Source organism: Streptomyces sp. NBC_00009 (assembly GCF_045040855.1).
GTDB classification, from domain to species: domain Bacteria; phylum Actinomycetota; class Actinomycetes; order Streptomycetales; family Streptomycetaceae; genus Streptomyces; species Streptomyces aureus.
On record NZ_CP108312.1, the window covers coordinates 6,792,675 to 6,818,312 of the forward strand.

Below are 25,638 nucleotides of genomic sequence, written 5' to 3' on the forward strand. Positions count from 1 at the left end.
CCATGTCACGTCGCGGACGGATCCTGGGGCCCGCGCCCCGAGAGGACCTCGCCGTACGCCTGCATCAGATCGGGCAGCCGCAGCGTCGACAGGTCGTCCCGCGTCGGAGTCGTCGTGTACCCCGTCAGCCGCAGGTCCCGGTAGGCGCACGACTTCTCGTACAGCGTCCGCAGGAACCTTCCGTTGCCGAGCTCGTCGATCCAGCCCTGGTCGACGACGTGTCCGCTGATGGAGCGCAGCTCGTCGAGCGCCTCCTCGTCCCACACGTCCCCGTTCTCCGCGGCGAGCACCTCGCCGATCGCGGTGAGTTCGAGGGGCCGGTACGAGGGGAAGTCGACCCGCGTCGTGAAGCGCGAGGACAGTCCGGGGTTCGCCGCGAGGAGGCGGTCCATGCCCTCCGGGTAGCCCGCGAGGATCACCACGAGGTGGTCCCGGTTGTCCTCGGCGCGCTTCAGGAGGACCTGGAGCGCCTCGTCGCCGTACGCGTCGCCCTTGCCGTAGCCCGAGTTCGACAGGGCGTACGCCTCGTCGACGAACAGGACGCCGCCGATCGCCGAGTCGATCAGCTCGTTCGCCTTCACGGCCGTCTGGCCCAGATACTCGCCGACCAGGTCGGCCCGCTGGGCCTCCACGAGATGGTCGCCGCCGAGCAGCCCGAGCGCGTAGAAGACGCGGCCGAGGATGCGGGCCACGGTGGTCTTGCCGGTGCCGGAGGGGCCCGAGAAGACGAAGTGCCGTTTCGGCGGTTGCACGGGCAGGCCCTGCCCGGCCCGCAGGCGCGCCATGTTCAACTGCGCCGAGAGCGCCTTCACCTGCCGCTTCACGGGTTCCAGGCCGACCATTCGCTCCAGCTCGGCGAGGGCCTCCTCGAGCAGTGCGGGGTCGGCGGGGCCGGCCGGCAGTTGCGGCGTGATCGGTACGACGGCCTTCTCGCGGACCGCGTCGGTCTCGGCGGACACGGCACCGGGCGGCGGCAGATCGGGCTCGCTCACCTTCAGGTCCCGGCCGTCGCCCTCGTACAGCGGGTCCATCGACTCGGAGCCGTCCAGCACGTCCTGGCCGAGCCCGGTCATCGTGAGGGGACTGAGGTCCGTGCCGTCGCCGAAGTCGCCGTACCCGTCGCTCTCGGCGATGGCCGCGAGGCGGGCCGAGGTGTCCATGAAGGCGGGGTCCACGCGGTGCACGGCCCGGTACAGGGGGAGCGCGGCGGCGGAGCGGCCGGTGCCCTCGTGCGCGCGGGCCAGCCAGTAGCGCAGCTCCTTGCGCTGGGGCTGCTCGCTCCGGCAGCGCATCAGCGCAGCGGACAGGAGCGGCTCGGCCTGCCCGTACATCTCCAGGCGCACCCGGGCCATCCCGCCGAAGAGCCCGGCCTCGATGCCGAGGAGCCCGTCGTCGAGCAGCGGGTCCGTGTGCCGGACCAGCTGCTCCCAGTCCTTGACGAGGTAGGCGCGGCAGGCGTGCAGGAACCGCACCTGCGGATCGGCGTCCACCCGCGGCAGCGTCGCCAACGCCCCGTCCAGGTCCGGGACATGGCGCCCGTCGAGCCAGTGCGACGCGTGCGCGAGCAGCAGATCGCGCGGCCGCTCCAGGACGGGCTGTACCCACCAGCCGAGCCAGTACCAGGAGTTCAGGGTGCGCCGGTGCCGGGTGCGCTGCTCGCCGAACCGGTCGCGGTGCCGGAACATGCGCAGCAGCGCCGTCGTCGTGTCGATGCGTAACGCGTGCAGCCCCAGCCAGCCGTCGGCCATGCCGGGATCCATCCGGACCGCGGCCCGGAACTCCTCCTCGGCCTGCGGATAGGCGCCCATGGTGTAGGCGTCCACGCCACGCACCCAGGCGAGGTCGGCCGGGCCGGGCGAGCCCTGTGTGCCGAAGTCCATCACGTCCCCCACAAACCGTGCCCCCGTGGTACGCCGCCGGGCCGGTGCCCGCCGGCTCCTGCGCCGAACCGATGTGCTGTGGACGGGAGTTGTCATGGTGCGGACCGCGAGCCGTCCGTAGGCCGCACCGAGAGGCATCGTACCTGCGCAGGGGGCGTCGGCCGAGGGCGCCGCAGGGCCGGATCCGAGGCGGACGGCGCAGGTGGGGGCGGGGCCGGACGGTGACCGAGGGTGAACAAATCAGGGCTCGCCGCACCCTCGAAGGGGTGAACAGGGCAGAACGAAGCCCCCGATCACGGGGGAACAACCGGGGGCTTCGCGTCTGCCGGCGGCCCCGAAAGGCCGCACATTCAGAACGTAAGTCCTGTACGGCCCCTCGGTCAAGCCGAGTTGAGGCACTCGCGGAAACTGGCGGAAGGCACTTCGGGAGGGGTCAGCGCGCTGCCGACGGCCCTTCACGGTGAGTGACGGAAGGCACCGAAAGTCCGGTCCCGGGAGGCATCTGACGTGCCTCGTAGCCCTCAGGACACTCGCGTACCAATGTCTGGGCGAAGGGGCGCGAGGGGTCGTCGGCGAAGTGCGCGCGCTCCGCGCGGATCCAGCCGTCCCAGAACTCGCTCTGCGCCGGTCCGTCCCGTCGCCGCCCCCGTTCCCAGGACACCTCCTCGGGTGTGTCCATCCACAACAGCCCCGCCAGGAACGGCCGTACCGCGCGCCGGCCCGCGCCCACGCCCTCCATCAGGACCACCGGCGCGGGCGCCAGTGCGCGCGGCGGGCAGAAGCGCCGGGCGTTCCAGTCGTACGGCTCGTACCGGGCGCTCTCGCCGCGGGAGAGCGGCTCGATGACCTGCTCGCGCAGCCGCGCCGTCCAGTCGAAGAGGGCGTCGTGGCTGGCGAGATCGTCGAGGTGCAGGACGGGCGCCTGACCGAGCGCCTCGGCGAGCCGGGCGGCGAACGTCGACTTGCCGGAGCCCGCGTGGCCGTCGACGGCGATCAGCCGGACCGGGCCGCAGGAGGGCGGCAGGACGCGCAGGGTCGCGGCGAGCCGGGGGAGCGGCATGTGCTGGAAGGTCATCGCCCGCAAGGGTACGGGAGGCGCCCGGCCGGTTTCCCGCGCGCCGCCGCAGGTCATGCCAGTGGTACAGGCCAATATTGGTAGCCACGACAGGCCCGGAAACGCTGGTGGAAGTCAGCGGGTACCGGCCATAGTTGGCGCACTGTCGTGCACCTCACCCGCCCCTTTACGGATATCTCGTCGACTGGGGGAGCCCCGCCCATGACCCGACCCGAACCTCTGTCCCGCAGAACCCTGCTCACCGCCGCCGCGGCCACCGCGGGCGCAGCGGCGCTCGCCACGACCGCGGGTACCGCCGTCGCCGGCACCGGCGCACCGGCCCCCGCCCACGCGGCCCCGCGCCTCGTGGACAACCACGCCTGGACCTCGCACTCGGACTGGCGCTCCGGAACGGCGGCCGGCACCCGCGCGGTCGCCGGGTCCCGCCCCGGCCTGACGCTCGCGACCCCCGAGGGCCGCACCGACTACACGGATCCGCACACGGGCAAGACCGCCACCTGGGAGTACGGCCGGTGGACCTCCCCGGCCCATCGCCTCTCGGTGCCCGCCACCGAGGTCATCGCCTCCTGGAACGCGCGCACCCCGGCCGGTACCTGGATCCAGATCGAACTCCAGGGCACGTACTCCGACGGCGCGGCGACGCCCTGGTACGTGATGGGCCGCTGGGCCGCGAGCGACCAGGACATCCGGCGGACCTCCGTCGACGACCAGTCGGACGGCAAGTCCAGTATCTGGACGGACACCTTCTCGATCGACGACGCGGCCTCGGGACTGCGCCTCGTCTCGTACCGCCTGCGGCTGACCCTGTACCGCTCGCCGGGCTCCAAGACCTCGCCCCTCGTGTGGCGGCTCGGGGCCATGGGCTCCGACGTCCCCGACCGCTTCTCGGTCCCGGCCTCGGAGCCGGGGCTCGCCGAGGAGCTGTCCGTTCCGCGCTACTCGCAGAGCATCCACGCGGGCCAGTACCCCGAGTACGACAACGGCGGCGAGGCCTGGTGCAGCCCCACGTCCTCGCAGATGATCATCGAGTACTGGGGCCGCGAGCCCTCCTCGGGCGACCTCTCCTGGGTCAACCCGGACTACGCAGACCCGCAGGTCTGCCACGCGGCCCGCTTCACGTACGACTACCAGTACGAGGGCTGCGGCAACTGGCCTTTCAACGCGGCCTACGCGGCGACGTACAAGGACCTCCAGGGAGTCGTCACGCGGCTCGGCTCGCTCGGTGATCTGGAGACCCTGATCGCGGCGGGTATCCCGGCCATAACGTCGCAGTCGTTCCTCAAGGAGGAGCTGACGGGCGCGGGGTACGGGACCTCGGGACACCTCATGACGGTGATCGGCTTCACCGCGGACGGCGACGTGATCGCCAACGACCCGGCGTCGCCCAGTGACACGGCCGTGCGCCGCGTCTACAAGCGGGCCGAGTGGGAAAAAATCTGGCTCAGGACCAAGCGGTACAACGCCACCGGCAAGGTCGTCTCCGGCACCGGCGGCGTCTGCTACCTGTACTTCCCGGCCCACCCGACCCCGAAGCAGCGCCGCGCGCTCGAGGCGGTCGGCGTTCGCTGAGGCACCCGCCACGGCCCCTCCCGACGCGACCGGGAGGGGCCGTGGCATGCCCGCGACGACTCCACGAGCGGATCGGCTCGTGACCGGATCCACGCCCCGGTCCGGGTGGCCCGGCATCGGTGCCGGCGGTCTTTCCCTCGCAGATGTGTCACCGATGTGAGGCGCACGGCGCCGCAGGGTAGTTGTGCGTGACCAAGCTCTCGCCCACAACCGGCCGCGGCGGTGGCATGGTGGACGGGTCAGTGGGGGGATGCCACTGCCGGACGACCTCAGCGAGATGCCATGACCGCGACCACCGTCACGAACCGCGCCGCCCGGACCCGCACGGGCGGTCCCAAGGACAACGGCCCCAAGATCCTGGAGCACGTTCTCGGCTGGACCTTCGTCGTGGTCCTCGCCATGTTCGTCACGCAGGCCGGCCTGATGTGACCCGGCTCTCCCCGGCGCCGGGCCCGACGCGCCAGTGCCGGTCCGGGAGCCCCACGAGCCCGTAGAGCCACCGCACGGGAGAGCGCCGGGGCAGCAGGACGAGCCCCGCGAGCACCGCGAACAGCGGCAGCCCGACCCAGGCGCCCGCCAGCCGTACCAGAACGCTCGCGCACAGCGCCCCGGCGAACGGCAGCCCGTACACGCCGGCCCCGGCGATCGCCACCGCGACGACCCGGGGCACCCCGCGGTCCTCGTCCGCGCCGGGCAGCGACCACCCCTCCACGAGCCAGCCGATCTCCGTCAGGAGCATGGTGCCGATGACGGCCGTGCCGAGGACCAGCAGTGCGAGGAACGTGCCGGAGGTCAGGAAGTCGAGCACGTGGTTGACCACGCTGTCCCGCGGCCAGTGCGCGAAGTCGCCGGCGCCGGGGGACAGGAACCGCTCGTAGCCTCGCCCGTCCCAGCCGTGGATCAGCGTCCCGAACAGCAGGAAGTACCCGCCCACGCACTGCAGGTACGCCCAGTACCCCGCGCCCACCAGGACGAGCGTCTGCGCCGCGAGGAACCCGAGGACCGCGCCGACCGGGATCCCGCCCGCGTACAGCAGTACGAACCCGGCCCACACGCCCTCGTGCCCGCCGGCCACGTGCATCGTCGCCCACGACGGGTTCTGCCAGAGCAGGAAGAGACCCGTCGGGACCATCAGGACCGACGCGAACGCGAGGGTCAGCGTGAGGTAAGGGTTCGCGGCGCGGCTGCGGGTGCGCGGGCCCTCATCCGCGTTCAGCCGTTCCCACAGCTGGAGTTGACGCCCCGCCGAGAGCGCGGAGGTCGCGCCCGCGCCGTACGCCCAGAACAGGGCCGCCTGGATCTCGATCACGGCCGCGCCCCCAGCGTCAGCCCGCCCGCCACGATGGAGTCGGAGGTCACCAGGGCCTGTTCGGCGTCGACGTCCGTCATGAAGACGAACGGCGGCACGACGGGTGGTACCGGCAGCCGGTCCGGCGTGAACGTCAGGCAGAGCACGCCCTCCAGGCAGCCGCTGAACCTCGTCAGATAGAGCGTCACCTTGCCGCTGAGGTCCAACGTGTTGGCGCCCAGGGCGAGTTCACGGCTGCCGTCGCGGGTGCTCAGCCGGTAGTCGGTCAGCGAGGCGGCGTCCATGCGCAGCACCATCACCTTCAGTGGGCCGTCAGCCGTGGGGATGGTGCGGACGCCGGCGAGGAGAAAGCCCTTGGGGGCGAAGAGCGTCGTGGTCACGGTCGGCGGGGTGCGCGCTGCCGTGATGCCGCCACCCGTTTCGGCCGCCCGTGCGGGGCTGCCGTGCAGCGACGCACCGGCGATCACGACGGGCAGGAGCACGGCGAGCGTACGGGTGCCCTGGTGGTCCCGTACCTTCGTCCGCCCAGCCGTTTCCTCCCGCGTGGGTGTCCAGCCGAACCCCATCGCGCTGCCGGCGATCCCGAGAATCATGCCGACGAGGAACCCGCCGAGATTCGACGCCGCGAAGGAAAGGACGGACAGGATCAGGGCGTTGAGGCTGACGTAATGGCGGGTGTGCGGCAGCAGCCACAGGAAGCCGCCCGCGACGACCAGGGCGGTCCCGATGCCGATGGCCGCGATCCCGCCGAGCCCCAGGCTGACCAGGACCGTCAGCGGGGACAGCGGCACGAGAAGGAGTTCGGCGCCGCCGAGGATGAGCAGCAGCCCCGCCCAGAACGGCCGCGTCCTGCGCCACTCGCGCACCACCCGGCGCAGTTCTCTCAGCGGCAGCCGGTCGTCCGGCCGCCTGTCCAGCCATCCGTCCCTCAGAAGCACTTCTTGCCGCCGATGCTGACATCGACCTTCATGCCCCTGAGCCGGAAGTTGCCGCCGGTCGCGGACCAGGCGTGCGATCTGACCTGGGAGACCTCGATGCCGCGCGCCTGCAGCCCGAACTTCCCCCGCTCACCACTGACCCCGTTCACCGCGTCCAGGGTGGACGCGTCGCGCCCGATCTCGGCCGTGCCGAACCGGGCGTCGCCCACCAGGTCCTCGCCGTCGATGACGAGATTGCTCGCGGTGACCTTGCCCGCGTCACCGCCCGCCGTCAGCTTGAACATCACTGTCCCGACAGGGGTCTTGACCTCCGCCGCCTGGCAGATGTCGCTCAGCGTCGCGTTCCCGATCCCGAGGAGCGCCACGGGGTGCCCCTTGCCGTCGGCGTCCCGGTCCGTCTGGACGTACGACGAGAGCCCCTGGCTCTTCAGGTTGCCCGAGGAGACCTGGAAGCTGGTACCGGAAACGGCGAACGACGCGGCGAGCGCGCCCTGCGCCATCACCGAGGCCATCGTGCCGACCGCGAGGACCGCGGGCAGCGCCACAACTGCCGTCTTCTTCCAGTTGGTTCTGCCGTGCCGGTGTGCTTCGCTCACTGTTCCTCCCGTACGTCGTCCGCATGCGCAGGGAGCGCGCGGGAAAGGGGGAGTGCGTGGGAAGGTTCGAACCGCGGATGTCCCGCCGGCAGTTGGAGACTAGGGCTGAAATTGAATAATAGTCAACAGCGCGGAACGGGCTCCGGTCTCGGGCGCCCGCAGGCGCGCGGCACCGACCGGTCCGTGGCACGCCGCGCCGAACTCATCACCATCGGACGGAAGTTGTTCGCCGACACGTCCTACGACGCGCTGTCGATGGACGACATCGCCCGGCACGCGGGCGTCGCCAAGGGGCTGATCTACTACTACTTCAAGTCGAAGCGCGGCTACTACCTCGCGATCGTCGAGGAGTCCGTCGCCGACCTGGTCGCGCGCGCGGGCGGCGTCGGCGACCTCACGCCCGTGGACCGCGTGCACCGCACCATCGACGGCTATCTCCGCTACGCCGAGCACCACCAGGCCGCGTACCGGACCATCATCAGCGGCGGCGTCGGCTTCGACGCCGAGGTGCACGCCATACGGGACGGGGTGCGCGAGGCGGTGATCGCCACCATCGCCGAGGGCGTGTACGGACGCCGTGACATTCCCCGGGTCGCGCGGATGGCGCTGCTCGGCTGGCTGTGCAGCGTCGAGGGGATCACGCTCGACTGGATCGGCGACCGCACCCCTGACAGGGACACGGTGCGCGAACTCCTGGCGCGCCTGCTCGGCGAGACCCTGCGAGTGATCGAGCAGTTCGAGCCGGACTGCCCGGCGCCCGCGAGGCCCTGACGCGACGCGAAGGGGCGGGGGACGCCGCGCATCCCCCGCCCCAAGTGCCGTATCCGAGCGGCTAGTTGATCGCCTTGATCAGCTCGCCGTTCGTCGTGTCACCGCTGAGCTCCCAGAGGAAGGTGCCTCCGAGGCCCTGCTGGTTCTTGTAGTCCATCTTCCCGGCGATGGTGGCCGGGGTGTCGTAGCTCCACCAGTTGTTGCCGCAGTACGCGTAGGCGGTGCCGCCGACCGTGCCCGTCGCCGGGCACTTCGACTTGAGCTCCTTGTAGTCGTCGATGCCCTGCTCGTACTTGCCGGCCGCCGGGCCCGTGGCCGTGCCGCCGGGCGCCGACTGCGTGACGCCGGTCCAGCCGCGCCCGTAGAAGCCGATGCCGAGCAGCAGCTTCGACGCCGGGACGCCGAGGCCCTTGAGCTTGGTGATGGTGGCGTCGGTGTTGTAGCCCGCCTTGGGGATGCCGCTGTACGAGGTCAGGGGCGAGTGCGGGGCGGTCGGCCCCTGCGCGTCCCAGGCCCCGAAGTAGTCGTACGTCATCGGGTTGTACCAGTCGACGTACTGGGCGGCACCGGCGTAGTCGGTGGCGTCGATCTTGCCGCCGTCGGAGGCGTCGGCCGGGATCGCGGACGTGATCAGCGCGCTGGAGCCGAACTTCGAACGCAGCGCGCTCATCAGGTTCTTGTAGGCGTCGCGCCCGCTCGTATCGCAGGACAGGCCACAGGCGTTGGGGTACTCCCAGTCGATGTCGATGCCGTCGAAGACATCGGCCCACTTGGAGTTCTCGACCAGGTCGTAGCAGGACTGCGCGAACCCGGCCGGGTCCTTGGCGGCGTCGGTGAACCCGCCCGACCAGGTCCAACCGCCGAAGGACCAGAGGATCTTGAGGTTCGGGTGCAGCTTCTTCAGCTTGAGCAGCTGGTTGAAGTTGCCGCGCAGCGGCTGGTCCCAGGTGTCGGCGACGCCGTCCACCGCTTGGTCGGCGGTGTACGCCTTGTCGGTGGCGGCGTACGAGTCGCCCATCGCGCACTTGCCGCCGGTGACGTTGCCGAAGGCGTAGTTGATGTGCGTGAGCTTGTCGGCCGAGCCGGACGTCTCGATGTTCTTGACGTGGTAGTTCCGGTCATAGACACCCCATTCGGTGAAGTAGCCGACGACCTTCGAACCAGCCGCGGCTTCCTGGGGGCCGACGTCGTTCTGTGCCGCGGCGGTGCCCGCGGAGGCAAGCAGTCCGGCGCCGAGAACGGCGCAACACGCGGCGGACAGGAGCGCCCGGAAGGAGGCGCGTGGACGGTGCGGTCTGAGCATCGTGTCTCCTCGTGGGGGAGGGGAGCGTGGGGGGATTTGCTGTGGACCTCGTGGGCGTCGTCACGCGATCCGTGCCATGGGTCTTTGGCATGAACGCGTTAAGACGTTGCAGGGAACATTAGGAGGACTAGACCAGTGGGGTCAATGGTGCGGACCAATGCGCTCGGGACTCGGGACTCGGGGCTCGGCGGCTTTCGGTTCCGGCGGCCGGCGGCTTCGGGTCGGGGCTCCTGTGGCTTCCCGCGGGGGCTCCGGGCCGCTCCCGGCCGCCTCTCCGCCGTCTTTTCGGTATCTTTGAAGTAAGCGGTCGTTAACTGGTGACTGGCCGCCGTCGAACAGGCATACTCAACGGGCCGCAGCCGCTGGTCAGCACCCGTCCGAGACCCGGAGGGGAGCCCTCGGCGGCGGCTTGAACACGGCGCCGCCGCACCACCCCGCGCGCGACCGCCGCAGCGCCCGACAGGGAGGAGAGCGTCGATATGCCCGACCGCGCCCCGCAGCCGGTGGACCGTCAACTGCCCACGGACGAGGCCCGGGATCTGTTCTCGCTCGTACGTGAGCTCGTGCAGCGCGAGATCGCCCCGAGCGCGGCCGAGGAGGAGGACGCCGGACGCTTCCCGCGCGAGACGTTCTCACTGCTCTCCGAGGCGGGTCTGCTCGGCCTCCCCTACGACTCCGACTTCGGCGGCGGCGACCAGCCGTACGAGGTCTACCTCCAGGTACTGGAGGAGCTCGCCGCCGCCCGGCTCACCGTCGGCCTCGGCGTCAGCGTCCACTCGCTGGCCTGTCACGCGCTGGCCAATTTCGGCACCAAGGAGCAGCGGACCGAGCATCTGCCCGCCATGCTCGGCGGCGGCCTGCTCGGCGCGTACTGCCTCTCCGAGCCGTCCTCGGGATCGGACGCCGCGTCCCTGCGGACCAAGGCGGTCCGCGAAGGCGACGACTGGGTGATCACCGGCACCAAGGCCTGGATCACGCACGGCGGCGTCGCCGACTTCTACACCGTCCTGGCGCGCACCGGCGGCGAGGGGGCGCGTGGCATCACCGCGTTCCTGGTCCCGGGTGACGCCGAGGGGCTGAGCGCGGCGGCGCCCGAGAAGAAGATGGGGATGAAGGGCTCGCCTACGGCGCAGGTGCACTTCGACGGGGTGCGTGTGAGCGACGCGCGGCGGATCGGCGACGAGGGGCAGGGCTTCGCGATCGCGCTTTCCGCCCTCGATTCGGGGCGGCTCGGCATCGCCGCCTGCGCGATCGGCGTGGCCCAGGCGGCCCTCGACGAGGCCGTCTCGTACGCCACGGAGCGCGAGCAGTTCGGGCGGCCCATCGCCGACTTCCAGGGCCTGCGCTTCATGCTCGCCGACATGGCCACGCAGATCGAGGCCGGCCGTGCGCTCTATCTGACGGCGGCGCGCCTGCGCGACGCGGGCCGGCCCTTCTCCAAGCAGGCGGCCATGGCCAAGCTGATGTGCACGGACACGGCGATGAAGGTCACCACGGACGCCGTCCAGGTACTCGGGGGGTACGGCTACACGGCCGACTTCCCGGCCGAGCGCTACATGCGCGAGGCCAAGGTGCTGCAGATCGTGGAGGGCACCAACCAGATCCAGCGCATGGTCATCGCGCGGCACCTCGCCGGTCCTGAAAGCCGCTGAACTGCCCGGTTCTGACCGGGGACGCCACCAGCCGGGCCCACTCCGGATCGTGGCGTCCCGGCAGGGTCTTGCCGCGGTCGGCCCAGTGGCTGACCAGGGCGCGGTAGATCGGCGGGTCCTGGGGCGCGGGGCGCTCCGGGGGCGGCGGCTGGGGAACCGATTCTGCGGTGGCGGGGACCAGGAGGCGCCGGCGACGGCCGGTGGCGGTCTGCGTAAGGGTCATGCCCAGGCCAACGCGCCCGCGCCGGGCGGGTCACCCTTCGGGACATGGGGGCGTGCGTTCTAGGGCCTCTCGTTTGGATCAGGCCGGATCAGGGAGCGGGGTCATGGGGGGTCCCCCCTGCTCGAGCGCAGCCGAGCAGGGGGGAGTCGGGGGGCTGACGACAACGCCGCGAGGTGCGGTGCCAGGGCCCGCGAGCCCGGCGTGATCCAAACGAGAGGCCCTAGGGCCCCCGTTCGGACCGGGCCGGATCAGGCCGGCCCCGCGAGCCCGGCCTGATCCGGCCGTCGCCGCATCCGGGTCGGCGCACGCATCTGGCTCCGGCGGCTCAGCTGACGTACCGTCAACTCCGCCGCCGGGGGCCGCACCCCTCCGGGCGACGTCAACCGCCGTACGCCCAGGGAGGAAACGCGTGGCAGACGACCGCCCCGTCGCACTCGACGAATACCCGGTCCACCAGGTCCCGCTGTCCATGAAGCACGTCGCGACCGGTGACCGCAACGCCTACGACCGGTGCATCTTCCACCTCGTCGACCCCACCGGGGAGTTCCTTCTCATCCTCGGCCTCGGCGTTTACCCGAACCTCGGCGTCATCGACGCGTACGCGACCCTGCGCGTCGGCGACACCCTCCACGCGGTCCGCGCCTCCGACGCCCTGCGCGACGACACCCGCATGGAACTCGCCGTCGGCCCGCTCCGGATCCAGGTGGAACGTCCCCTGAAGGACTTCGTCCTGACCTGCGAGGCCGACCCGGACGACCCCGACGGACTCTCGTACGAGATCAACTGGTCGGCGGCCTTCCCGGCCCTCTGGGAGCCCCATCACACGCAGCGCCGCGGCGGCCGCCTCACCCTTGAGGGCAGGCGCTTCGTGCAGGCCGGGCGCTGTGACGGCCGGCTCCGCGTCGGCGGGCGCGAGGTGTCCCTCGACGGCTGGACCGGCACCCGCGACCGCAGTTGGGGCGTGCGCCCGGTCCCCGGCGAGGAGGGCGGCCGGCTCGCGGAGGAGAACAGGACCGAGGGCTTCCACTGGATCTGGTCGCCGGTCCGCTTCGACGACCGCTTCCTGATGGTGATCGTCCAGGAGGACGCCGACGGCTACCGCACCCTCAATGACGCCACCCTCGTCCGCGAGGGCCACCCGGACCTCCAACTCGGCTGGCCCCAGGCCGACATCACCTACCGGACCGGCACCCGCCACCCCGAGAGCGCCGTCGTCCACCTCACCGACCCGCTCTCCCGTAAACCTCTGGAACTCGGCGTCGAGATCCTCGCCTCGTCCCCGCTCGCCGTCGGCGCCGGTTACCCGCCCGCGGACGACTGGCAGCACGGCACCTGGCGCGGCCGCGACTGGACCGACCGCCGCAGCTACGACCTCTCCGACCCCGCCGCCCACCCACTGGCCGCCTACGGCGTCATCGACCACGCGGCGCGCTTCACCCTGGACGGCCAGGTCGGCCACGGCATCTTCGAGCACGGCAGCTTCGGCAGGCACGACCCGAGCGGCTTCACCGGCTACGACTCCGTGGCGCCCTGAAAGGAGCCTGCGATGGCGACAGCACCCCGACCGCGCACCAGCACCCGCGACCCGGAGGAGGTGGCCCGGAAGCTCACCTCGTGGCTGGCCGTCCGTCTACCGGGCGCCAAAGCGGTGAACGTGACCGTCCCCGAGTCCAACGGCATGTCCAGCGAGACCCTGCTCTTCGACATCGAACACCCCGAACCCCCGGTCCGCTCCTGTGCGTTGAGACTCGCCGCCGACCCGTCCGCGTACACGATCTTCCCCGACTACGACATGCCGCGGCAGTACCGCACGATGCGGCTCGCCGCCGAGCGCACCGGGCTGCCGGTGCCGCGGGTTCTGTGGCTCGAGGAGGATCCCGGGCCGCTGGGCGCCCCGTTCTTCGTGATGGAGCGCGTCGAGGGCCGCGTACCGCCGGACGTCATGCCCTACACGTACGAAGGCAACTGGCTGCACTCCGCGACGGACGCCGAGCGCGCGCGGCTCCAGGACGCGACCGTGGGCCTCATCGCCCGCCTGCACGACGGAGTCCCGGCGTCCGAGGCCGAGTTCCTCGCCGCGCCCGGCCAGGGAAGCGCCCTGCGCCGCCACGTCGAGGCCCAACGCGCCTACTACGCCTGGGTGGTGGACGGGCTGCCGCCCTCACCGCTCATCGAGAGCGCCTTCGACCGGCTCGCCGAACTCTGGCCCGCCGACGAGGGCGAACCCGTCCTCAACTGGGGCGACGCCCGCATCGGGAACATCATCTACGACGGCTTCGAACCGGCCGCCGTGCTCGACTGGGAAATGGCGGCCCTGGCCCCGCGCGAGGTCGACCTCGGCTGGACCGTGTACCTGCACCGCTTCTTCCAGGACCTGACCGAGAGCTTCGGCCAGGCCGGCCTGCCCGGCTTCCTGCGCCGCGCGGACATCGAGCGGCGCTACGCCCAACTCACCGGCCACACACCGCGCGACATGGACTTCCACACCCTGTACGCCGCCCTGCGCCACGCCATCGTGATGCTGCGCGTCGCCTACCGGCAGGCGTACTTCGGAGAGGTGGCCGTGCCGGACGATCCGGACACACTGATCCTGCACCACGCCAGTCTGCGGGCCATGGTGCAGGGCAGTTACTGGAGTTGAGACGTCGTCAGGCGGCCGTGCGGCGCACCTGCTCGGGGATGCGCAGCGGGCGCGAACCCGGGCCGGCCACGTGCGAGAAGGGCTGCATCCGCCAGTCGAGCCCCTGAGGGAGCGTCAACAGGAGTGCGGCGTCCTGCTCCTGAGCCTCCGTCGAGTCGTCGGCGGGCCGGGCGTCGGCCGCCGCGCGGCCCGTACCGGCACAGACCGTGAGACCGAACGGGTTCCACGGAGAGGCGCACAGCGCGTGCTCGGGCAGCTCGTCCTCGTCGGCGAGCAGCGCGATCGGCTGCGCGCAGTCCGGGCAGAACACCCGGTACATCTCGAAGGTGTCGTACGCGTCGAACGCGTCGATTCCGGTGTCCTCCGGTTCGACACCCTCCGGCTCGGGCTCGATCACCGGCTGCTGCCGACTGCGGGCAGGACGACCGGGACGCTTCACATTCTGCATGGGACTCTCCCCCTCGGGTGGGCCGACAAGGCGCTGCGGCCTCGACCACAGCAAGCACTTCCCGTCCCGTCGTGGGGGTAATCGTGGCACGCGCCTGGACACGGTTCGACAGGTGTGGTCTTCGTCACATGGTGATTGCGGATGCCCGGCGGCAGGTAGGCGTGTCCGCCGCCATGGTCCGCTCGGGTATCCCCGGAGATCACTCGGCTATCCGCGGGGATCAAGGGCACTGTAGGTTCTGCGCCATGGAGGAGCTCGACCGACAGATCGTGCAGCTGCTCGTCAAGGACGGGCGGATGAGTTACACCGACCTGGGCAAGGCCACCGGCCTGTCCACGTCCGCGGTGCACCAGCGCGTGCGCCGCCTCGAACAGCGCGGGGTCATCCGCGGCTATGCCGCAGTTGTCGACCCCGAGGCGGTCGGCCTGTCGCTCACCGCCTTCATCTCGGTGAAACCGTTCGACCCCAGCGCCCCCGACGACATCGCGGAACGCCTGGCCGGCGTCCCCGAGATCGAGGCCTGCCACAGCGTCGCCGGAGACGAGAACTACATCCTCAAGGTTCGCGTGGAGACCCCGCACGACCTGGAGAACCTGCTCGCCCGGGTGCGCTCCCTGGCCGGCGTCTCCACCCGCACGACCGTGGTCCTCTCCACCCCGTACGAGGCACGGCCGCCCCGCGTCTGACCGGCACGGGTCCGACCACTGCGGGCCCCCGGGTGCGGCTCGGCGGCACAAACGCGGGAAACTGTCCCCATGAGTACGACCCCCACGCCCGCACCGGCAGAGTCCCGCACCGTCCTTCTGCGCGGTGGCGACGTCCACAGCCCCGCCGACCCCTTCGCCACGGCCATGGTCGTCGAGCGGGGGCATGTCGCCTGGGTCGGCTCCGAAGGCGCGGCCGACGCGTTCGCCGAGGGGGTCGACGAGGTCGTCGACCTCGAAGGCGCCCTCGTCACTCCCGCGTTCACCGACGCCCACGTCCACACCACGTCGACGGGGCTGGCCCTGACCGGCCTCGACCTCTCCGCGGCCCGCAACCGGGGCGAGGCGCTCGCCCTCGTCCGCGCCCACGCGGCCGCCCGCCCCACGGACCGGATCCTCCTCGGCCACGGCTGGGACGCCGCCCGCTGGCCCGACGGCGAGCCCCTCACGCGCGCCGAGCTCGACGAGGCAACCGGCGGCCGCCCGCTCTACCTCTCCCGCATCGACGTCCACTCGGCCGCCGTCACCACGGCCCTGCTCGACCTCGTCACCGGCATCGCGGACCGCCCCGGATTCACCCCCGACGGGCCGCTCACCCGCGACGCCCACCACGCCGTGCGCGGCGCCGCCCACGCCGCCGTCACCCCGCAGCAGCGCACGGAGGCCCAGCGCGCGGCCCTGCGGCGCGCGGCCTCCCTGGGGATCGGCTCCGTGCACGAGTGCGGCGGCCCCGACATCTCCTCCGAGGACGACTTCGCGGGCCTGCTGCGCCTGGCCGCCGAGGAGTCCGGCCCCCGGGTCGTCGGCTACTGGGCCGACCTGGACATCGAGCGGGCCCGCGCGCTGGGAGCCGTCGGCGCCGCCGGTGACCTCTTCGTGGACGGCGCCCTCGGCTCCCACACGGCCTGCCTGCACGAGCCGTACGCAGACGCGGCCGCCGGGCACACCGGCACCTCCTACCTGGACGCCCACGCTGTCGCCGCCCACATCGTCGCCTGCACCGAGGCGGGGCTCCAGGCGGGCTTCCACGCCATCGGGGACGCCGCGGTGACCGCCGTGGTGGACGGCGTGCGCGCCGCCGCCGAGAAGGTCGGCCTCGCCCGCGTCAGGGCCGCACGGCACCGCGTCGAGCACGCCGAGATGCTGTCGCCGGAGACCATCGCCTCCTTCGCCGAGTTCGGCCTCACCGCGTCCGTGCAGCCCGCCTTCGACGCCCTGTGGGGCGGCGAGGACGGCATGTACGCCGACCGTCTCGGCGTTGAACGGGCCCGCGCCCTCAACCCGTTCGCCGCCCTCCTGCGCGCCGGGGTCCCGCTGGCCTTCGGCTCCGACAGCCCGGTCACCCCGCTCGACCCGTGGGGCACGGTCCGCGCCGCGGCCTTCCACCGCACGCCCGAGCACCGGGTGTCCGTGCGGGCCGCGTTCACCGCGCACACACGCGGCGGCTGGCGCGCCGTCGGCCGGGACGACGCGGGCATCCTGGTCCCGGGCGCCCCGGCGGACTACGCCGTGTGGCGCACCGAGGAGCTCGTCGTGCAGGCGCCGGACGACCGCGTCGCGCGCTGGTCGACCGACCCGCGCTCGGGGACTCCGGGCCTCCCGGATCTCACGCCAGGGGCCCAACTGCCGCTCTGCCTGCGCACGGTGGTCGGCGGGCGGACCGTGTACGTAGGGCCGGACGAGTGATGTCGGCGGTCGCCGTACCGCCGATCGCGGTCCGCCGCACGTTCGCGCGACCTGCGGATCCTCGGCACTGACCAGGCGGTTTCCCCAATCACCGCAGGCCAAACGGGTGTTGACAGCTGGGCGCGGTCGACGGGTAGGTTCTGCCGGGTCCACCACTGGACGTCCGGCCGGGGAACCTCCGCGCAGTCGATGAACGCCGCTGGGTCATGGGGCGGTGCGCCGCACCGGTGCACCGCCACTGGGAGCCAGGCCCAGCACCCGCGCCATGGGGCGCTGGAACGTTCCGGCCGGATGGCGGTCCCTCCCTGCTCCGAGGGAGCACGGGGGACGGTGCGACCCGGGTGGGGCCCGGAAGCTCAGTAGACAACGGCTCTCGGTAGACCCGCAGCCAGCGGGTCCCAGGCCGGCCCGAAGGGCACCGGGCCCCGATCCCGCAGCTTCGTGCAGGGCGCCTTACCTGCGCCGACAAGCGGCCTCGCTATGGTGGTCCCCTCGTACAGGAGTCTTAAGGGGAAGCTGTGAACGACGGCGGTGGGCGGCAGTTCGGTCCTCTCGGTACGGCGCTGGTGATCATCCCGACCTACAACGAGGCGGAGAACATCAAGTCGATCGTCGGCCGGGTGCGCGCGTCCGTGCCCGAGGCGCATGTCCTCGTCGCCGACGACAACAGCCCCGACGGCACGGGAAAGCTCGCCGACGAGCTCGCCTCGGCCGACGACCAGGTCCAGGTCCTGCACCGACAGGGCAAGGAGGGTCTCGGCGCGGCCTATCTCGCGGGTTTCCGCTGGGGCTTGGAGCGCGGCTACGGCGTCCTGGTGGAGATGGACGCCGACGGCTCCCATCAGCCCGAGGAACTGCCCCGGCTGCTGACCGCGCTGAAGGGCTCCGACCTCGTGCTCGGCTCGCGCTGGGTGCCGGGCGGACGGGTCGTCAACTGGCCCAAGTCACGCGAGTTCCTCTCCCGCGGCGGCAGCACCTACTCGCGGCTGCTGCTCGACGTGCCGATCCGGGACGTCACCGGCGGCTTCCGCGCCTTCCGCCGCGAGACCCTCGAAGGCCTCGGGCTCGGCGAGGTCTCCTCCCAGGGCTACTGCTTCCAGGTCGACCTCGCGCGACGTGCGGTCAGGGCCGGCTATCACGTCGTCGAAGTGCCCATCACGTTCGTCGAGCGCGAGCTCGGCGACTCCAAGATGAGCCGTGACATCGTCGTCGAGGCGCTGTGGCGGGTCACCGCGTGGGGTGTGGGGGAGCGCGTGGGACGTGTGATCGGCCGCAAGCAGCCCTGAGCCGCACCCTTTGTCGATCTTGATCTCCCGCTTACGCCACTCGCGCCGGGGCCCAGGCACACTGGGGGCATGACCACAGGCACACCGCCCCCTTCGCGCCCCGCCACGCCCCGGCGTTCCCGGGTCCGCACGTTCCTGCCGCTCGGTATCGCCGCATGGCTGGTCCTGGAGATCTGGCTGCTGACCGTGGTGGCGGGCGCGGCCGGCGGGTTCACCGTCTTCCTGCTGCTGCTCGCCGGGATCGTCCTCGGCGCCGTCGTCATCAAGCGCGCCGGGCGCCGGGCCTTCAAGAATCTGAGCGAGACGCTGCAACAGCAGCAGAGCGGCGCGGTCCCGGCGGGCGAGCAGCGCTCCGGGGGCAACGGTCTGTTGATGCTGGCGGGCCTGCTCCTGATGATCCCCGGCCTCGTCTCCGACGCCCTGGGCCTTCTCCTGCTCGTCCCGCCCGTCCGCACGGCCCTGAGCCGCTACACGGAGCGGACCATCGAGCGGAAGATGCAGTCGGCCACCCCCGGGACCCTCGGCGACGCCTTCCAGCAGGCCCGGATGCACCGGCCCGACGGCACGGTCATCCAGGGCGAGGTGATCAAGGACGATGAGCGGCCCGCACAGCGCCCCGACGCGGGTCCGCGCCCCCCGATCACTCCCTGAGCCCGCGCGGGGCTCAGAAGCTCACTGAGCCCCGTCCGGCACCGGACATGCGAAGGCCGGCGCCGGACGTGCGAAAAGCCGTGGGCCGGACACACGTGACGTGTGTCCGGCCCACGGCCTTCTTCAGTCGCGCTCCCCTGCTCCCGAAGGATCAGGCGGACTTGCGGCTGTCGCGCGGATGCACCGCGATGTTCATGGCACCTGATCGGAGAACGGCCAGCCGCTCCTCGAGGACCTCTTCGAGCTCCTCGCGAGTGCGCCGCTCCATCAGCATGTCCCAATGCGTACGCGCCGGCTTGGCCTTCTTCTCCTCAGGGCCGTCGCCGTCCACGAGAAGTGCCTGGGCCCCGCAGACCTTGCACTCCCACTCAGCCGGAATTTCGGCTTCCACCGAGAAGGGCATCTCAAAGCGATGTCCCTTCTCGCATGCGTACTCCACGGCCTGGCGCGGGGCCAGGTCGATGCCGCGGTCCGTCTCGTAGCTTGTCACCACGAGGCGTGTGCCGCGAAGAGCTCGCTCACTCATGAATCGTGCCTCCCGGGCTTGTCGCCCACAGGACAGGTGTCGCTGTCGTCGTCATCCGGTCAACGTCCGGTCGGCGGTAAAGATTCCCGTTCCGGGTCATGCGTCGCCGTCGTAGCCGCCCCTTGTTGTACCCACCGGCGCCCGGTTTGTCACATCTGCCAGCAGATGTCACCCAGCGTTTTGCGATATTGACGTGCAGTAACGGTACGCCTGGCAGGCCAAACGCGTACACTACCGGCCTTTGGCTCCAGGTGCTAAATCCGGGTGGGTACGGGATTTCCCGCGTCGCGCACCGCCTGCCTCACCGGAACCCGGGCAAGCAGCACAAAGCCGATCATGAAGAACGCCACCAGGGACACGATGGCGTCCCTATAACTGCCGGTCAGCTGGTACGCGAGGCCGAAAACGAGCGGTCCGAGCCAGCTCATTCCCCGGTCGCTCATCTCGTATGCGGAGTAGTACTCGGCCTCCTTGCCGGCCGGCACCAGATGCGAGAAAAGGGAACGGGACAGCGCCTGCGTGCCGCCGAGCACGAGCCCGATCCCGGCCGCCAGCGCGAAGAACCACACCGGCGCCCCCGACGGCAGGAAGTAACCGGCCCCGATCGTGACCGTCCAGGCGATCAGCGAGCCGAGGATCGTGTTCTTCGCGCCGTACGTACGGGCGAGGCGCCCCATCGCGAGCGCACCCGCCACGGCAAGGACCTGGACCAGCAGCACCGCCACGATCAGCGTCGACTGGTCGAGGCCGAGCTCCTCCGAGCCGTACACGGATGCCTGCGAGATCACCGTCTGGATGCCGTCGTTGTAGACCAGATAGGCGAGCAGGAACGAGAGCGTCAGCGGGCGGCGGCGCATGCCGCGCACGGTCGAGGCCAGTTGACGCCAGCCGGGCACGGTGGCCGCTTCGTCACCCGCGGGTGCCGTGCGCCGGTCGCGCAGGCGCCGTAGCGGTACGAGCGTGAACGCGCCCCACCACACGCCCGCGGAGGCCAGGCAGATCCGTACCGCCGTCGACTCGGACACACCGAAGGCGTCGTGTCCGGAGTACAGGACGAGGTTCGCCACAAGGACGAGCGCCCCGGACGCGTAGCCGAACGCCCAGCCGCGCGAGGAGACCGCGTCGCGTTCCTCGGGGGGCGCGATCTGGGGCAGATACGAGTTGTAGAGGACCATCGACACCGCGAGTGAGGCGTTGGCGACGACGAGCAGGAACCCGCCCAGGAGATAGCGGTCCCCGTCCAGGAAGAACATCCCGGCGGTCGCCGCGGCCCCCAGATACGCCGAGACCGCGAGCAGCGGCTTCTTGCGGCCCGTACGGTCGGCGGCCGCACCCGCGAGCGGCATCACCAGGATCGAGATGATCACCGAGGCGGAGACGGTGTACGCGAAGAAGGCGCCGGCCCGGACCGGTATCCCCAGCGGGTGCACGAAGCCGTCCGCGTCCGCCGCCGACTTGGCGACCGCCGTCAGATACGGCCCGAGGAACACCGTGAGGACGCTCGTCGAGTAGACCGAGCACGCCCAGTCGTAGAAGTACCAGCCGCGCTGCTCCCGGCGCCGCTGCGCCGCCTCGTCGCCCGCCGGCTCCGCCCGCACGGTGTCGCTGCCCACCCGCGCCCCCTCGCTGTCCCCGTGTCCGGACGCGGCCGGCGGGCCGTCAGGTCCAGGCTCCCCGGTCCTTGAGCACGTCACGCAGCGTCTCGATGTGATCGGTCATGATGCCATCCACGCCGAGGTCGAGGAGTTCACCCATCTGTGCGCGGTCGTTGACCGTCCACACGTGGACCTGGAGCCCGCGCGCGTGGGCCGCGCGGACGAAGCGCCGGTCGACGACGCGTATCCCCGATTGGGCCACGGGTACTTGGGCGCACACCGCCGAAGGGCGCAGCGCCGCGGGCAGCCCGAGGGACCGCAGCCGCAGGCCGAGCACGCCACGCGTGCCGTACGACGTGGCGAGGCGGGGGCCCGCGAGGGACTGCGCCCTGGCGACCCTGGCCTCCGAGAACGAGCCGACGCAGACCCGGTCCCACGCGTCCAGGCGGCCGATCAGACCGAGCAGCGGGAGCAGCGCGGGTTCGGCCTTGACGTCCACGTTCCAGTGAACGTCGGGGAAGGTCTCCAGGAGTTCCTCGAAGAGCGGCACCGGTTCGCGGCCCGCCACGCGCGCGTGGCGCACATCGCTCCAAGGGAGGTCCGCTATCCGGCCCGCCGCGTCGGTGACCCGGTCGAGCGTCGCGTCGTGGAAGGCCACGAGCGTGCCGTCGGACGTGGCGTGCACATCGGTCTCGATGTAGCGGTAGCCGAGGTCCACGGAGCGCCGGAACGCCGCCATCGTGTTCTCCAGACCGTCGGCCGTCCCGCCGCGATGGGCGAAGGCCAGCGGTCCGGAACGGTCGAGATACGGATGGCGTACGCGCGTGGTCACCGCGGAAGTATCGCCCCTTCGGGTGACGTGCCGGCGACCGAGGCGGGTGCCTCGGGCGGCGCGGGGGCGGCGAAGACCTTCAGGAACACCTGGGCCAGCGGGCCGATCGCCACGGCGTACAGGACGGTGCCGACGCCGATGGTGCCGCCGAGGACGAAGCCCGTCACGACCACCGCGACCTCGATGGTCGTGCGCACCAGACGGAGCGAGCGGCCGGTGCGCCGGTGCAGCCCCGTCATCAGGCCGTCGCGCGGGCCGGGCCCGAAGGAGGCGGCGATGTAGAGGCCCGTCGCCACGCCGTTCAGGACGATCGCCGCCGCCATCAGCGGGATCCGGATCCCGAGGGCGTGCACATCGGGGACGACGGCCAGCGCGCCGTCCATCGCGATGCCGACCACGAAGACGTTCGAGACGGTGCCGAGGCCGGGGCGCTGCTTGATCGGGATCCACAGCAGCAGCACCAGGGCGCCCACGATGATCGACACGACGCCGATGGAGAGCCCCGTGAGTTCGGCGAGGCCCTGGTGGAGCACGTTCCACGGCTCCAGGCCGAGCCCCGCCTTCACGAGGAGGCCGGAACTCACGCCGTACAGCGCCAGGCCGACATAGAGCTGGAGAAGGCGCCGGGTGAGACCCGGGCCGGGTGGCGTGGACGACGCGGACAAGTGGAGCCCCCTGTGGTGGTAGTGGCCTGTCGCATGACACTCTGTGGCTTGGGAACGTAGGCCAACCATGGCCAATTCGGGGAAGGTGGACTGGACTCCATGGCTCAGTGGACTTCGGCGGTCGGCGCGGCTCAGCTCGCCCGGCTGCTCACCTCCCAGCAGACGCGCCCTCCGGGTCCCGGGAGCCGCCGTCCGCCCGCCTACCGCGCCCTCGCCGACGGCATCCGCCTCCTCGTCCTCGAAGGGCGCGTGCCCGTCGCGGCGCGCCTGCCCGCCGAGCGCGAGCTCGCCGTCTCCCTGGCCGTCAGCCGCACGACCGTTGCCGCCGCCTACGAGGCGCTGCGCGGCGAGGGGTTCCTCGAATCACGCAGGGGAGCGGGCAGCTGGACGGCCGTGCCGGCCGGGAACCCGCTGCCCGCGCGCGGCCTCGAGCCCCTGCCGCCCGAGGCCCTCGGCTCGATGATCGACCTCGGCACCGCGGCCCTGCCGGCCCCCGAGCCCTGGCTGACCCGCGCCGTCCAGGGCGCGCTCGGCGAACTCCCGCCCTACGCGCACACCCACGGCGACTACCCGGCGGGCCTGCCCGCGCTGCGCGAGATGCTGGCCGAGCGCTACACCGCCCGCGGCATTCCGACCATGCCCGAGCAGATCATGGTGACCACCGGCGCGATGGGCGCGATCGACGCGATCTGTCATCTGTTCGCGGGCCGCGGCGAGCGCATCGCCGTCGAGTCGCCCTCGTACGCCAACATCCTCCAGCTCATGCGCGAGGAGGGCGCCCGGCTCGTCCCGGTCGCCATGGCCGAGGGGCTCGCGGGATGGGACCTCGGCCGCTGGCGGCAGGTCCTGCGCGACGCGGCGCCCCGCCTCGCCTACGTCGTCGCCGACTTCCACAACCCCACCGGGGCGCTCGCCGACGAGGACCAGCGCAGACAGCTCGTCGAGGCGGCGCGCTCGGCCGGCACGGTGCTCGTCGTCGACGAGACCATGACCGAGCTCCACTTCGACCCCGACCTGGACATGCCCCGCCGCGTCTGCGCCTTCGACCCGGCGGGCTCCACCGTCATCACGGTCGGCTCGGCGAGCAAGGCGTTCTGGGCGGGCATGCGCATCGGCTGGGTGCGAGCGGCGCCCGATGTGATCCGCAGCCTCGTGGCCGCGCGCGCCTACGCCGACCTCGGCACGCCGGTCCTGGAGCAGCTGGCCGTGAACTGGCTGCTCAGCACGGGCGGTTGGGAGGAGGCCGTGGAGCTGCGCCGCTGCCAGGCGAGGGACAACAGCGCCGCGCTGGTCGCCGCGCTGCGCCGAGAGGTGCCCGACTGGGAGTTCGACGTGCCGGTCGGCGGGCTGACGCTGTGGGTGCGCGCCGGTGGTCTGTCGGGGTCCCGGCTCGCAGAGGTCGGCGAACGCGTCGGCGTACGGGTGCCCTCGGGGCCTCGCTTCGGGGTGGACGGCGCCTTCGAGGGCTATGTGCGGCTGCCGTTCACCGTTTCCGGGGCGGTCGCCGACGAGGCGGCGGTGCGGCTCGGGGCGGCGGCGCGGCTCGTGCGAGAAGGCGGAGCGTCCGGGGCGGAGCCGCCGCGGACGCTCATCGCATAGGGCCGGTGGGGCCCGGCCGTCACCCCTCGGCGGCGACCGTCCGCACCGTACCCACCGCTTCCACCGCTTCCACCGCTTCCACCGCTTCCACGGCTTCGACCGGCTCGGCCGCTTCGACGACTGGTTCGGCCTCCGGGCTGTCGTCGGCCGGCGTCGTCCGCTGCGGGAGGAGCGCGAGCACCGCCTGTCGGTCCGCGTCACTCGTCGCGTCGTCGTACGGGTCGGGGGTGGCCGGCACCTGGAGGCGGTGGACGGCCCCCGCGCCGAGGCGCGCGTAGCCCCGTCCTGCCGGGACGTCCGGTGTGGGCGTCGTGTGGGGCGCGACCCCGAGGACGTCCTCGATCTGGTCGTACGTGGCCGGGCCGAGCACCACGCGCGCGCGTGTGTGCTGACAGACGGCGTCGGTCAGGGAGTCGAGGCTGTCGAACTGGTCGGCCACGACGACCGTGACGTTGGCCGCGCGCCCGTGCCGCAGAGGGACCTGGAGCAGGGTCTGCGGGTCCTTGCGCCCGTCGGCCGCGGCCAGATGACCGAGGACGCTGGGCCGGTCGAACAGGATCCACAGAGGGCGCCGGGTGTCTTCGGGCGCGGGGTGGCCGGCCTGGCGCGCCCGGTTCGCGGCGATCAGGCGCCGCTCCGTCTCGTTGGCCGCCCATTCCAGGCTGGCCAGCGCGCCGGCGAGTCCGCACTCGACGGCCAGGACACCGCTGCGTCCGGTCAGGCACGCGTAGTCGCCCGTTCCGTTGCCCTCCACGATGAGGACGTCACCGTTCTGGAGGGCCTGGAGAGCGATCGAGCGCAGGAGTGAGGTGGTCCCGCTGCCGGGGTGGCCGACGGCGAGGAGATGCGGCTCGGTGGAGCGCGAGCCTGTGCGCCAGACGACGGGCGGCACATCGCGCTGCTTGTCGCCGTCACCGAGGGGGAGGGTCCGCTGGGTGCCGCTCTCGTCGGTGAAGCCGAGGACCGTTTCGCCCGGTGCCGTGACGAAGCGCTGGGCGGCGATGTCGGTGGGCAGCGGGGGCAGGACGGTGACCGCCAGCCGGTTGCCCTCCTCGTCCCACTCGAAGTGGTACTCGCGGCCCCGGCCCGATTTGGCGTGCAGGAGCTGTTCGATGCGGGCGCGGGAGTCGGCCTCGCCGTCCGTGAAATACGCCGGGTAGCGCACCACGATGCGTGAGACGCGCCCGTCGTCGTCGAAGTCGTACGACTCGAAGGCCTTCTCCCACTCGCCGCCGTGGGCGAAGAGCGGGCTCGGGTCCTCTGGGACGGAGAAGTACGGGACGAGCGCCTCGTAGAGCGCGGTGAGCCGCTCGACCTGGGACTTGTCGGGGCCGGACGGCGCCGGCGGGGTGTGGTCCCGGCCCTTCCACGCGGCCGCTGCCATCAGGCTGATGAGCGCCAGCAGCGGCCCGTACGGAATCAGCACCACGACCAGGATCAGGGCCGCCACCAGGAACAACAGCGGTCCGCGCCGGTCCTTTGGGGTGTCGGCCCACTTGTGCCGCCCGGCGGATGCCAGGCGGCCCAGGCCCTTGGTGATCGTGATCAGGGGATGGAGTACGTCGGTGGCCCCGTCGGCTGCCGTCCGTGCCAGTTCCCGGCTCCGGGCGATGGGGGCGCTGCCGTTGCTCAGAATGCGGGGGAGGGGGCGCCGAGCCACGTCTGTCTCCTGATGGTGCGTGCGAGGGG

General features: G+C 71.8%; 24 protein-coding genes. 11 read left to right on the top strand and 13 right to left on the bottom strand.

The genetic code is table 11. The features are described 5' to 3' along the window. Positions 1-5: 5 nt before the first annotated feature. On the bottom strand, positions 6-1,880 hold the full coding sequence (locus OHA58_RS30750) for an AAA family ATPase (RefSeq protein WP_405482796.1): 1,875 nt from the start codon (positions 1,878-1,880) through the stop codon (positions 6-8). Positions 1,881-2,313: 433 nt separating this feature from the next. Further along, positions 2,314-2,955, bottom strand: coding sequence for a uridine kinase (locus OHA58_RS30755; RefSeq protein ID WP_405482798.1), 642 nt, complete (start codon positions 2,953-2,955; stop codon positions 2,314-2,316). A 201-nt stretch (positions 2,956-3,156) separates the two neighbouring features. Here OHA58_RS30755 and OHA58_RS30760 point away from each other — a divergent pair, with 201 nt between their 5' ends. Next, the gene (locus OHA58_RS30760) at positions 3,157-4,524 is read left to right on the top strand and encodes a peptidase C39 family protein (protein ID WP_405482799.1); all 1,368 of its coding nucleotides are present in this window, start codon (positions 3,157-3,159) and stop codon (positions 4,522-4,524) included. A gap of 282 nt (positions 4,525-4,806) precedes the next feature. Next, positions 4,807-4,953: an SCO1431 family membrane protein gene (locus tag OHA58_RS30765; protein WP_116503494.1), complete on the top strand. Its 147-nt coding sequence runs from the start codon at positions 4,807-4,809 to the stop codon at positions 4,951-4,953. Here OHA58_RS30765 and OHA58_RS30770 read toward each other — a convergent pair. From OHA58_RS30770 to OHA58_RS30780, 3 genes are read right to left on the bottom strand one after another with little or no spacing between them, the layout of a single operon-like run. Next, on the bottom strand, positions 4,931-5,833 hold the full coding sequence (locus OHA58_RS30770) for a hypothetical protein (protein ID WP_405482801.1): 903 nt from the start codon (positions 5,831-5,833) through the stop codon (positions 4,931-4,933). The genes OHA58_RS30765 and OHA58_RS30770 overlap by 23 nt on opposite strands. Next, positions 5,830-6,765, bottom strand: a complete 936-nt coding sequence (locus tag OHA58_RS30775) for a DUF6114 domain-containing protein (RefSeq protein ID WP_405485257.1) — start codon at positions 6,763-6,765, stop codon at positions 5,830-5,832. The genes OHA58_RS30770 and OHA58_RS30775 overlap by 4 nt, the downstream gene beginning before the upstream one ends. Beyond that, positions 6,762-7,367 carry a DUF6230 family protein gene (locus OHA58_RS30780; protein ID WP_405482802.1) on the bottom strand — a complete coding sequence of 202 codons (606 nt, stop codon included), beginning with the start codon at positions 7,365-7,367 and terminating at the stop codon, positions 6,762-6,764. The genes OHA58_RS30775 and OHA58_RS30780 overlap by 4 nt, the downstream gene beginning before the upstream one ends. A 111-nt stretch (positions 7,368-7,478) precedes the next feature. On the opposite strand from OHA58_RS30780, the gene OHA58_RS30785 reads away from it, so the two are divergent. Continuing rightward, on the top strand, positions 7,479-8,138 hold the full coding sequence (locus OHA58_RS30785; RefSeq protein WP_405482803.1) for a TetR/AcrR family transcriptional regulator: 660 nt from the start codon (positions 7,479-7,481) through the stop codon (positions 8,136-8,138). A gap of 61 nt (positions 8,139-8,199) precedes the next feature. Here the strand turns inward: OHA58_RS30785 and OHA58_RS30790 are convergent, their stop codons facing one another. Then, the gene (locus OHA58_RS30790; RefSeq protein WP_326714029.1) at positions 8,200-9,441 is read right to left on the bottom strand and encodes a glycosyl hydrolase family 18 protein; all 1,242 of its coding nucleotides are present in this window, start codon (positions 9,439-9,441) and stop codon (positions 8,200-8,202) included. A 479-nt stretch (positions 9,442-9,920) separates the two neighbouring features. On the opposite strand from OHA58_RS30790, the gene OHA58_RS30795 reads away from it, so the two are divergent. Beyond that, entirely contained in the window at positions 9,921-11,093 is a 1,173-nt protein-coding gene (locus OHA58_RS30795; RefSeq protein WP_405482805.1) for an acyl-CoA dehydrogenase, read from the top strand. Here the strand turns inward: OHA58_RS30795 and OHA58_RS30800 are convergent. After that, positions 11,056-11,316, bottom strand: a complete 261-nt coding sequence (locus tag OHA58_RS30800) for a hypothetical protein (protein ID WP_405482807.1) — start codon at positions 11,314-11,316, stop codon at positions 11,056-11,058. The two genes, OHA58_RS30795 and OHA58_RS30800, sit on opposite strands and share 38 nt — an antisense overlap. 409 nt (positions 11,317-11,725) lie before the next feature. Between OHA58_RS30800 and OHA58_RS30805 the strand changes: the two genes are divergently transcribed. Next, positions 11,726-12,850: a hypothetical protein gene (locus OHA58_RS30805; RefSeq protein ID WP_405482809.1), complete on the top strand. Its 1,125-nt coding sequence runs from the start codon at positions 11,726-11,728 to the stop codon at positions 12,848-12,850. A 12-nt stretch (positions 12,851-12,862) separates the two neighbouring features. Continuing rightward, complete coding sequence (locus tag OHA58_RS30810) at positions 12,863-13,957, top strand: phosphotransferase family protein (protein WP_405482810.1); 1,095 nt, start codon at positions 12,863-12,865, stop codon at positions 13,955-13,957. 7 nt (positions 13,958-13,964) lie between these two features. Here the strand turns inward: OHA58_RS30810 and OHA58_RS30815 are convergent, their stop codons facing one another. Continuing rightward, on the bottom strand, positions 13,965-14,405 hold the full coding sequence (locus OHA58_RS30815) for a hypothetical protein (protein WP_405482811.1): 441 nt from the start codon (positions 14,403-14,405) through the stop codon (positions 13,965-13,967). A gap of 245 nt (positions 14,406-14,650) precedes the next feature. On the opposite strand from OHA58_RS30815, the gene OHA58_RS30820 reads away from it, so the two are divergent. From OHA58_RS30820 to fxsA, 4 genes are all read left to right on the top strand, one after another. Next, on the top strand, positions 14,651-15,091 hold the full coding sequence (locus OHA58_RS30820) for an Lrp/AsnC family transcriptional regulator (protein ID WP_100597468.1): 441 nt from the start codon (positions 14,651-14,653) through the stop codon (positions 15,089-15,091). A 69-nt stretch (positions 15,092-15,160) separates the two neighbouring features. Then, positions 15,161-16,795: an amidohydrolase gene (locus tag OHA58_RS30825; RefSeq protein ID WP_405482812.1), complete on the top strand. Its 1,635-nt coding sequence runs from the start codon at positions 15,161-15,163 to the stop codon at positions 16,793-16,795. 518 nt (positions 16,796-17,313) lie between these two features. After that, complete coding sequence (locus OHA58_RS30830) at positions 17,314-18,081, top strand: polyprenol monophosphomannose synthase (protein ID WP_405482814.1); 768 nt, start codon at positions 17,314-17,316, stop codon at positions 18,079-18,081. A 69-nt stretch (positions 18,082-18,150) separates the two neighbouring features. Continuing rightward, on the top strand, positions 18,151-18,732 hold the full coding sequence (fxsA, locus tag OHA58_RS30835) for an FxsA family membrane protein (RefSeq protein WP_405482816.1): 582 nt from the start codon (positions 18,151-18,153) through the stop codon (positions 18,730-18,732). Between the two features lie 151 nt (positions 18,733-18,883). Here the strand turns inward: fxsA and OHA58_RS30840 are convergent, their stop codons facing one another. The 4 genes from OHA58_RS30840 to OHA58_RS30855 all read right to left on the bottom strand — a co-directional run bounded on the left by OHA58_RS30840 (position 18,884) and on the right by OHA58_RS30855 (position 22,350). Continuing rightward, positions 18,884-19,258 (bottom strand): RNA polymerase-binding protein RbpA, encoded by a 375-nt coding sequence (locus tag OHA58_RS30840; protein WP_081223278.1) that lies wholly within the window; start codon positions 19,256-19,258, stop codon positions 18,884-18,886. Between the two features lie 254 nt (positions 19,259-19,512). Beyond that, the gene (locus OHA58_RS30845) at positions 19,513-20,871 is read right to left on the bottom strand and encodes an MFS transporter (RefSeq protein ID WP_405482817.1); all 1,359 of its coding nucleotides are present in this window, start codon (positions 20,869-20,871) and stop codon (positions 19,513-19,515) included. A gap of 46 nt (positions 20,872-20,917) precedes the next feature. Beyond that, a complete protein-coding gene (locus OHA58_RS30850; RefSeq protein ID WP_405482818.1) occupies positions 20,918-21,685 on the bottom strand; it encodes a glycerophosphodiester phosphodiesterase in 768 nt (255 codons plus the stop codon). Next, positions 21,682-22,350 carry a YitT family protein gene (locus tag OHA58_RS30855; protein WP_405482820.1) on the bottom strand — a complete coding sequence of 223 codons (669 nt, stop codon included), beginning with the start codon at positions 22,348-22,350 and terminating at the stop codon, positions 21,682-21,684. Before OHA58_RS30855 ends, OHA58_RS30850 begins: the two co-directional genes overlap by 4 nt. 99 nt (positions 22,351-22,449) lie before the next feature. On the opposite strand from OHA58_RS30855, the gene OHA58_RS30860 reads away from it, so the two are divergent. Next, positions 22,450-23,949 carry a PLP-dependent aminotransferase family protein gene (locus OHA58_RS30860; RefSeq protein WP_405482821.1) on the top strand — a complete coding sequence of 500 codons (1,500 nt, stop codon included), beginning with the start codon at positions 22,450-22,452 and terminating at the stop codon, positions 23,947-23,949. Between the two features lie 19 nt (positions 23,950-23,968). Here the strand turns inward: OHA58_RS30860 and OHA58_RS30865 are convergent, their stop codons facing one another. Continuing rightward, entirely contained in the window at positions 23,969-25,609 is a 1,641-nt protein-coding gene (locus OHA58_RS30865) for a hypothetical protein (RefSeq protein WP_405482822.1), read from the bottom strand. Between the last annotated feature and the right edge of the window lie 29 nt (positions 25,610-25,638).

What these genes read in the sequence shown, in the direction of transcription:
- OHA58_RS30750 (WP_405482796.1), bottom strand. Translation starts at nt 1,880, where the DNA reads ATGGACTTCGGCACACAGGGCTCGCCCGGCCCGGCCGACCTCGCCTGG.
- OHA58_RS30755 (WP_405482798.1), bottom strand. Translation starts at nt 2,955, where the DNA reads ATGACCTTCCAGCACATGCCGCTCCCCCGGCTCGCCGCGACCCTGCGC.
- OHA58_RS30760 (WP_405482799.1), top strand. Translation starts at nt 3,157, where the DNA reads ATGACCCGACCCGAACCTCTGTCCCGCAGAACCCTGCTCACCGCCGCC.
- OHA58_RS30765 (WP_116503494.1), top strand. Translation starts at nt 4,807, where the DNA reads ATGACCGCGACCACCGTCACGAACCGCGCCGCCCGGACCCGCACGGGC.
- OHA58_RS30790 (WP_326714029.1), bottom strand. Translation starts at nt 9,441, where the DNA reads ATGCTCAGACCGCACCGTCCACGCGCCTCCTTCCGGGCGCTCCTGTCC.
- OHA58_RS30795 (WP_405482805.1), top strand. Translation starts at nt 9,921, where the DNA reads ATGCCCGACCGCGCCCCGCAGCCGGTGGACCGTCAACTGCCCACGGAC.
- OHA58_RS30800 (WP_405482807.1), bottom strand. Translation starts at nt 11,316, where the DNA reads ATGACCCTTACGCAGACCGCCACCGGCCGTCGCCGGCGCCTCCTGGTC.
- OHA58_RS30810 (WP_405482810.1), top strand. Translation starts at nt 12,863, where the DNA reads ATGGCGACAGCACCCCGACCGCGCACCAGCACCCGCGACCCGGAGGAG.
- OHA58_RS30815 (WP_405482811.1), bottom strand. Translation starts at nt 14,405, where the DNA reads ATGCAGAATGTGAAGCGTCCCGGTCGTCCTGCCCGCAGTCGGCAGCAG.
- OHA58_RS30820 (WP_100597468.1), top strand. Translation starts at nt 14,651, where the DNA reads ATGGAGGAGCTCGACCGACAGATCGTGCAGCTGCTCGTCAAGGACGGG.
- OHA58_RS30825 (WP_405482812.1), top strand. Translation starts at nt 15,161, where the DNA reads ATGAGTACGACCCCCACGCCCGCACCGGCAGAGTCCCGCACCGTCCTT.
- fxsA (WP_405482816.1), top strand. Translation starts at nt 18,151, where the DNA reads ATGACCACAGGCACACCGCCCCCTTCGCGCCCCGCCACGCCCCGGCGT.
- OHA58_RS30840 (WP_081223278.1), bottom strand. Translation starts at nt 19,258, where the DNA reads ATGAGTGAGCGAGCTCTTCGCGGCACACGCCTCGTGGTGACAAGCTAC.
- OHA58_RS30860 (WP_405482821.1), top strand. Translation starts at nt 22,450, where the DNA reads ATGGCTCAGTGGACTTCGGCGGTCGGCGCGGCTCAGCTCGCCCGGCTG.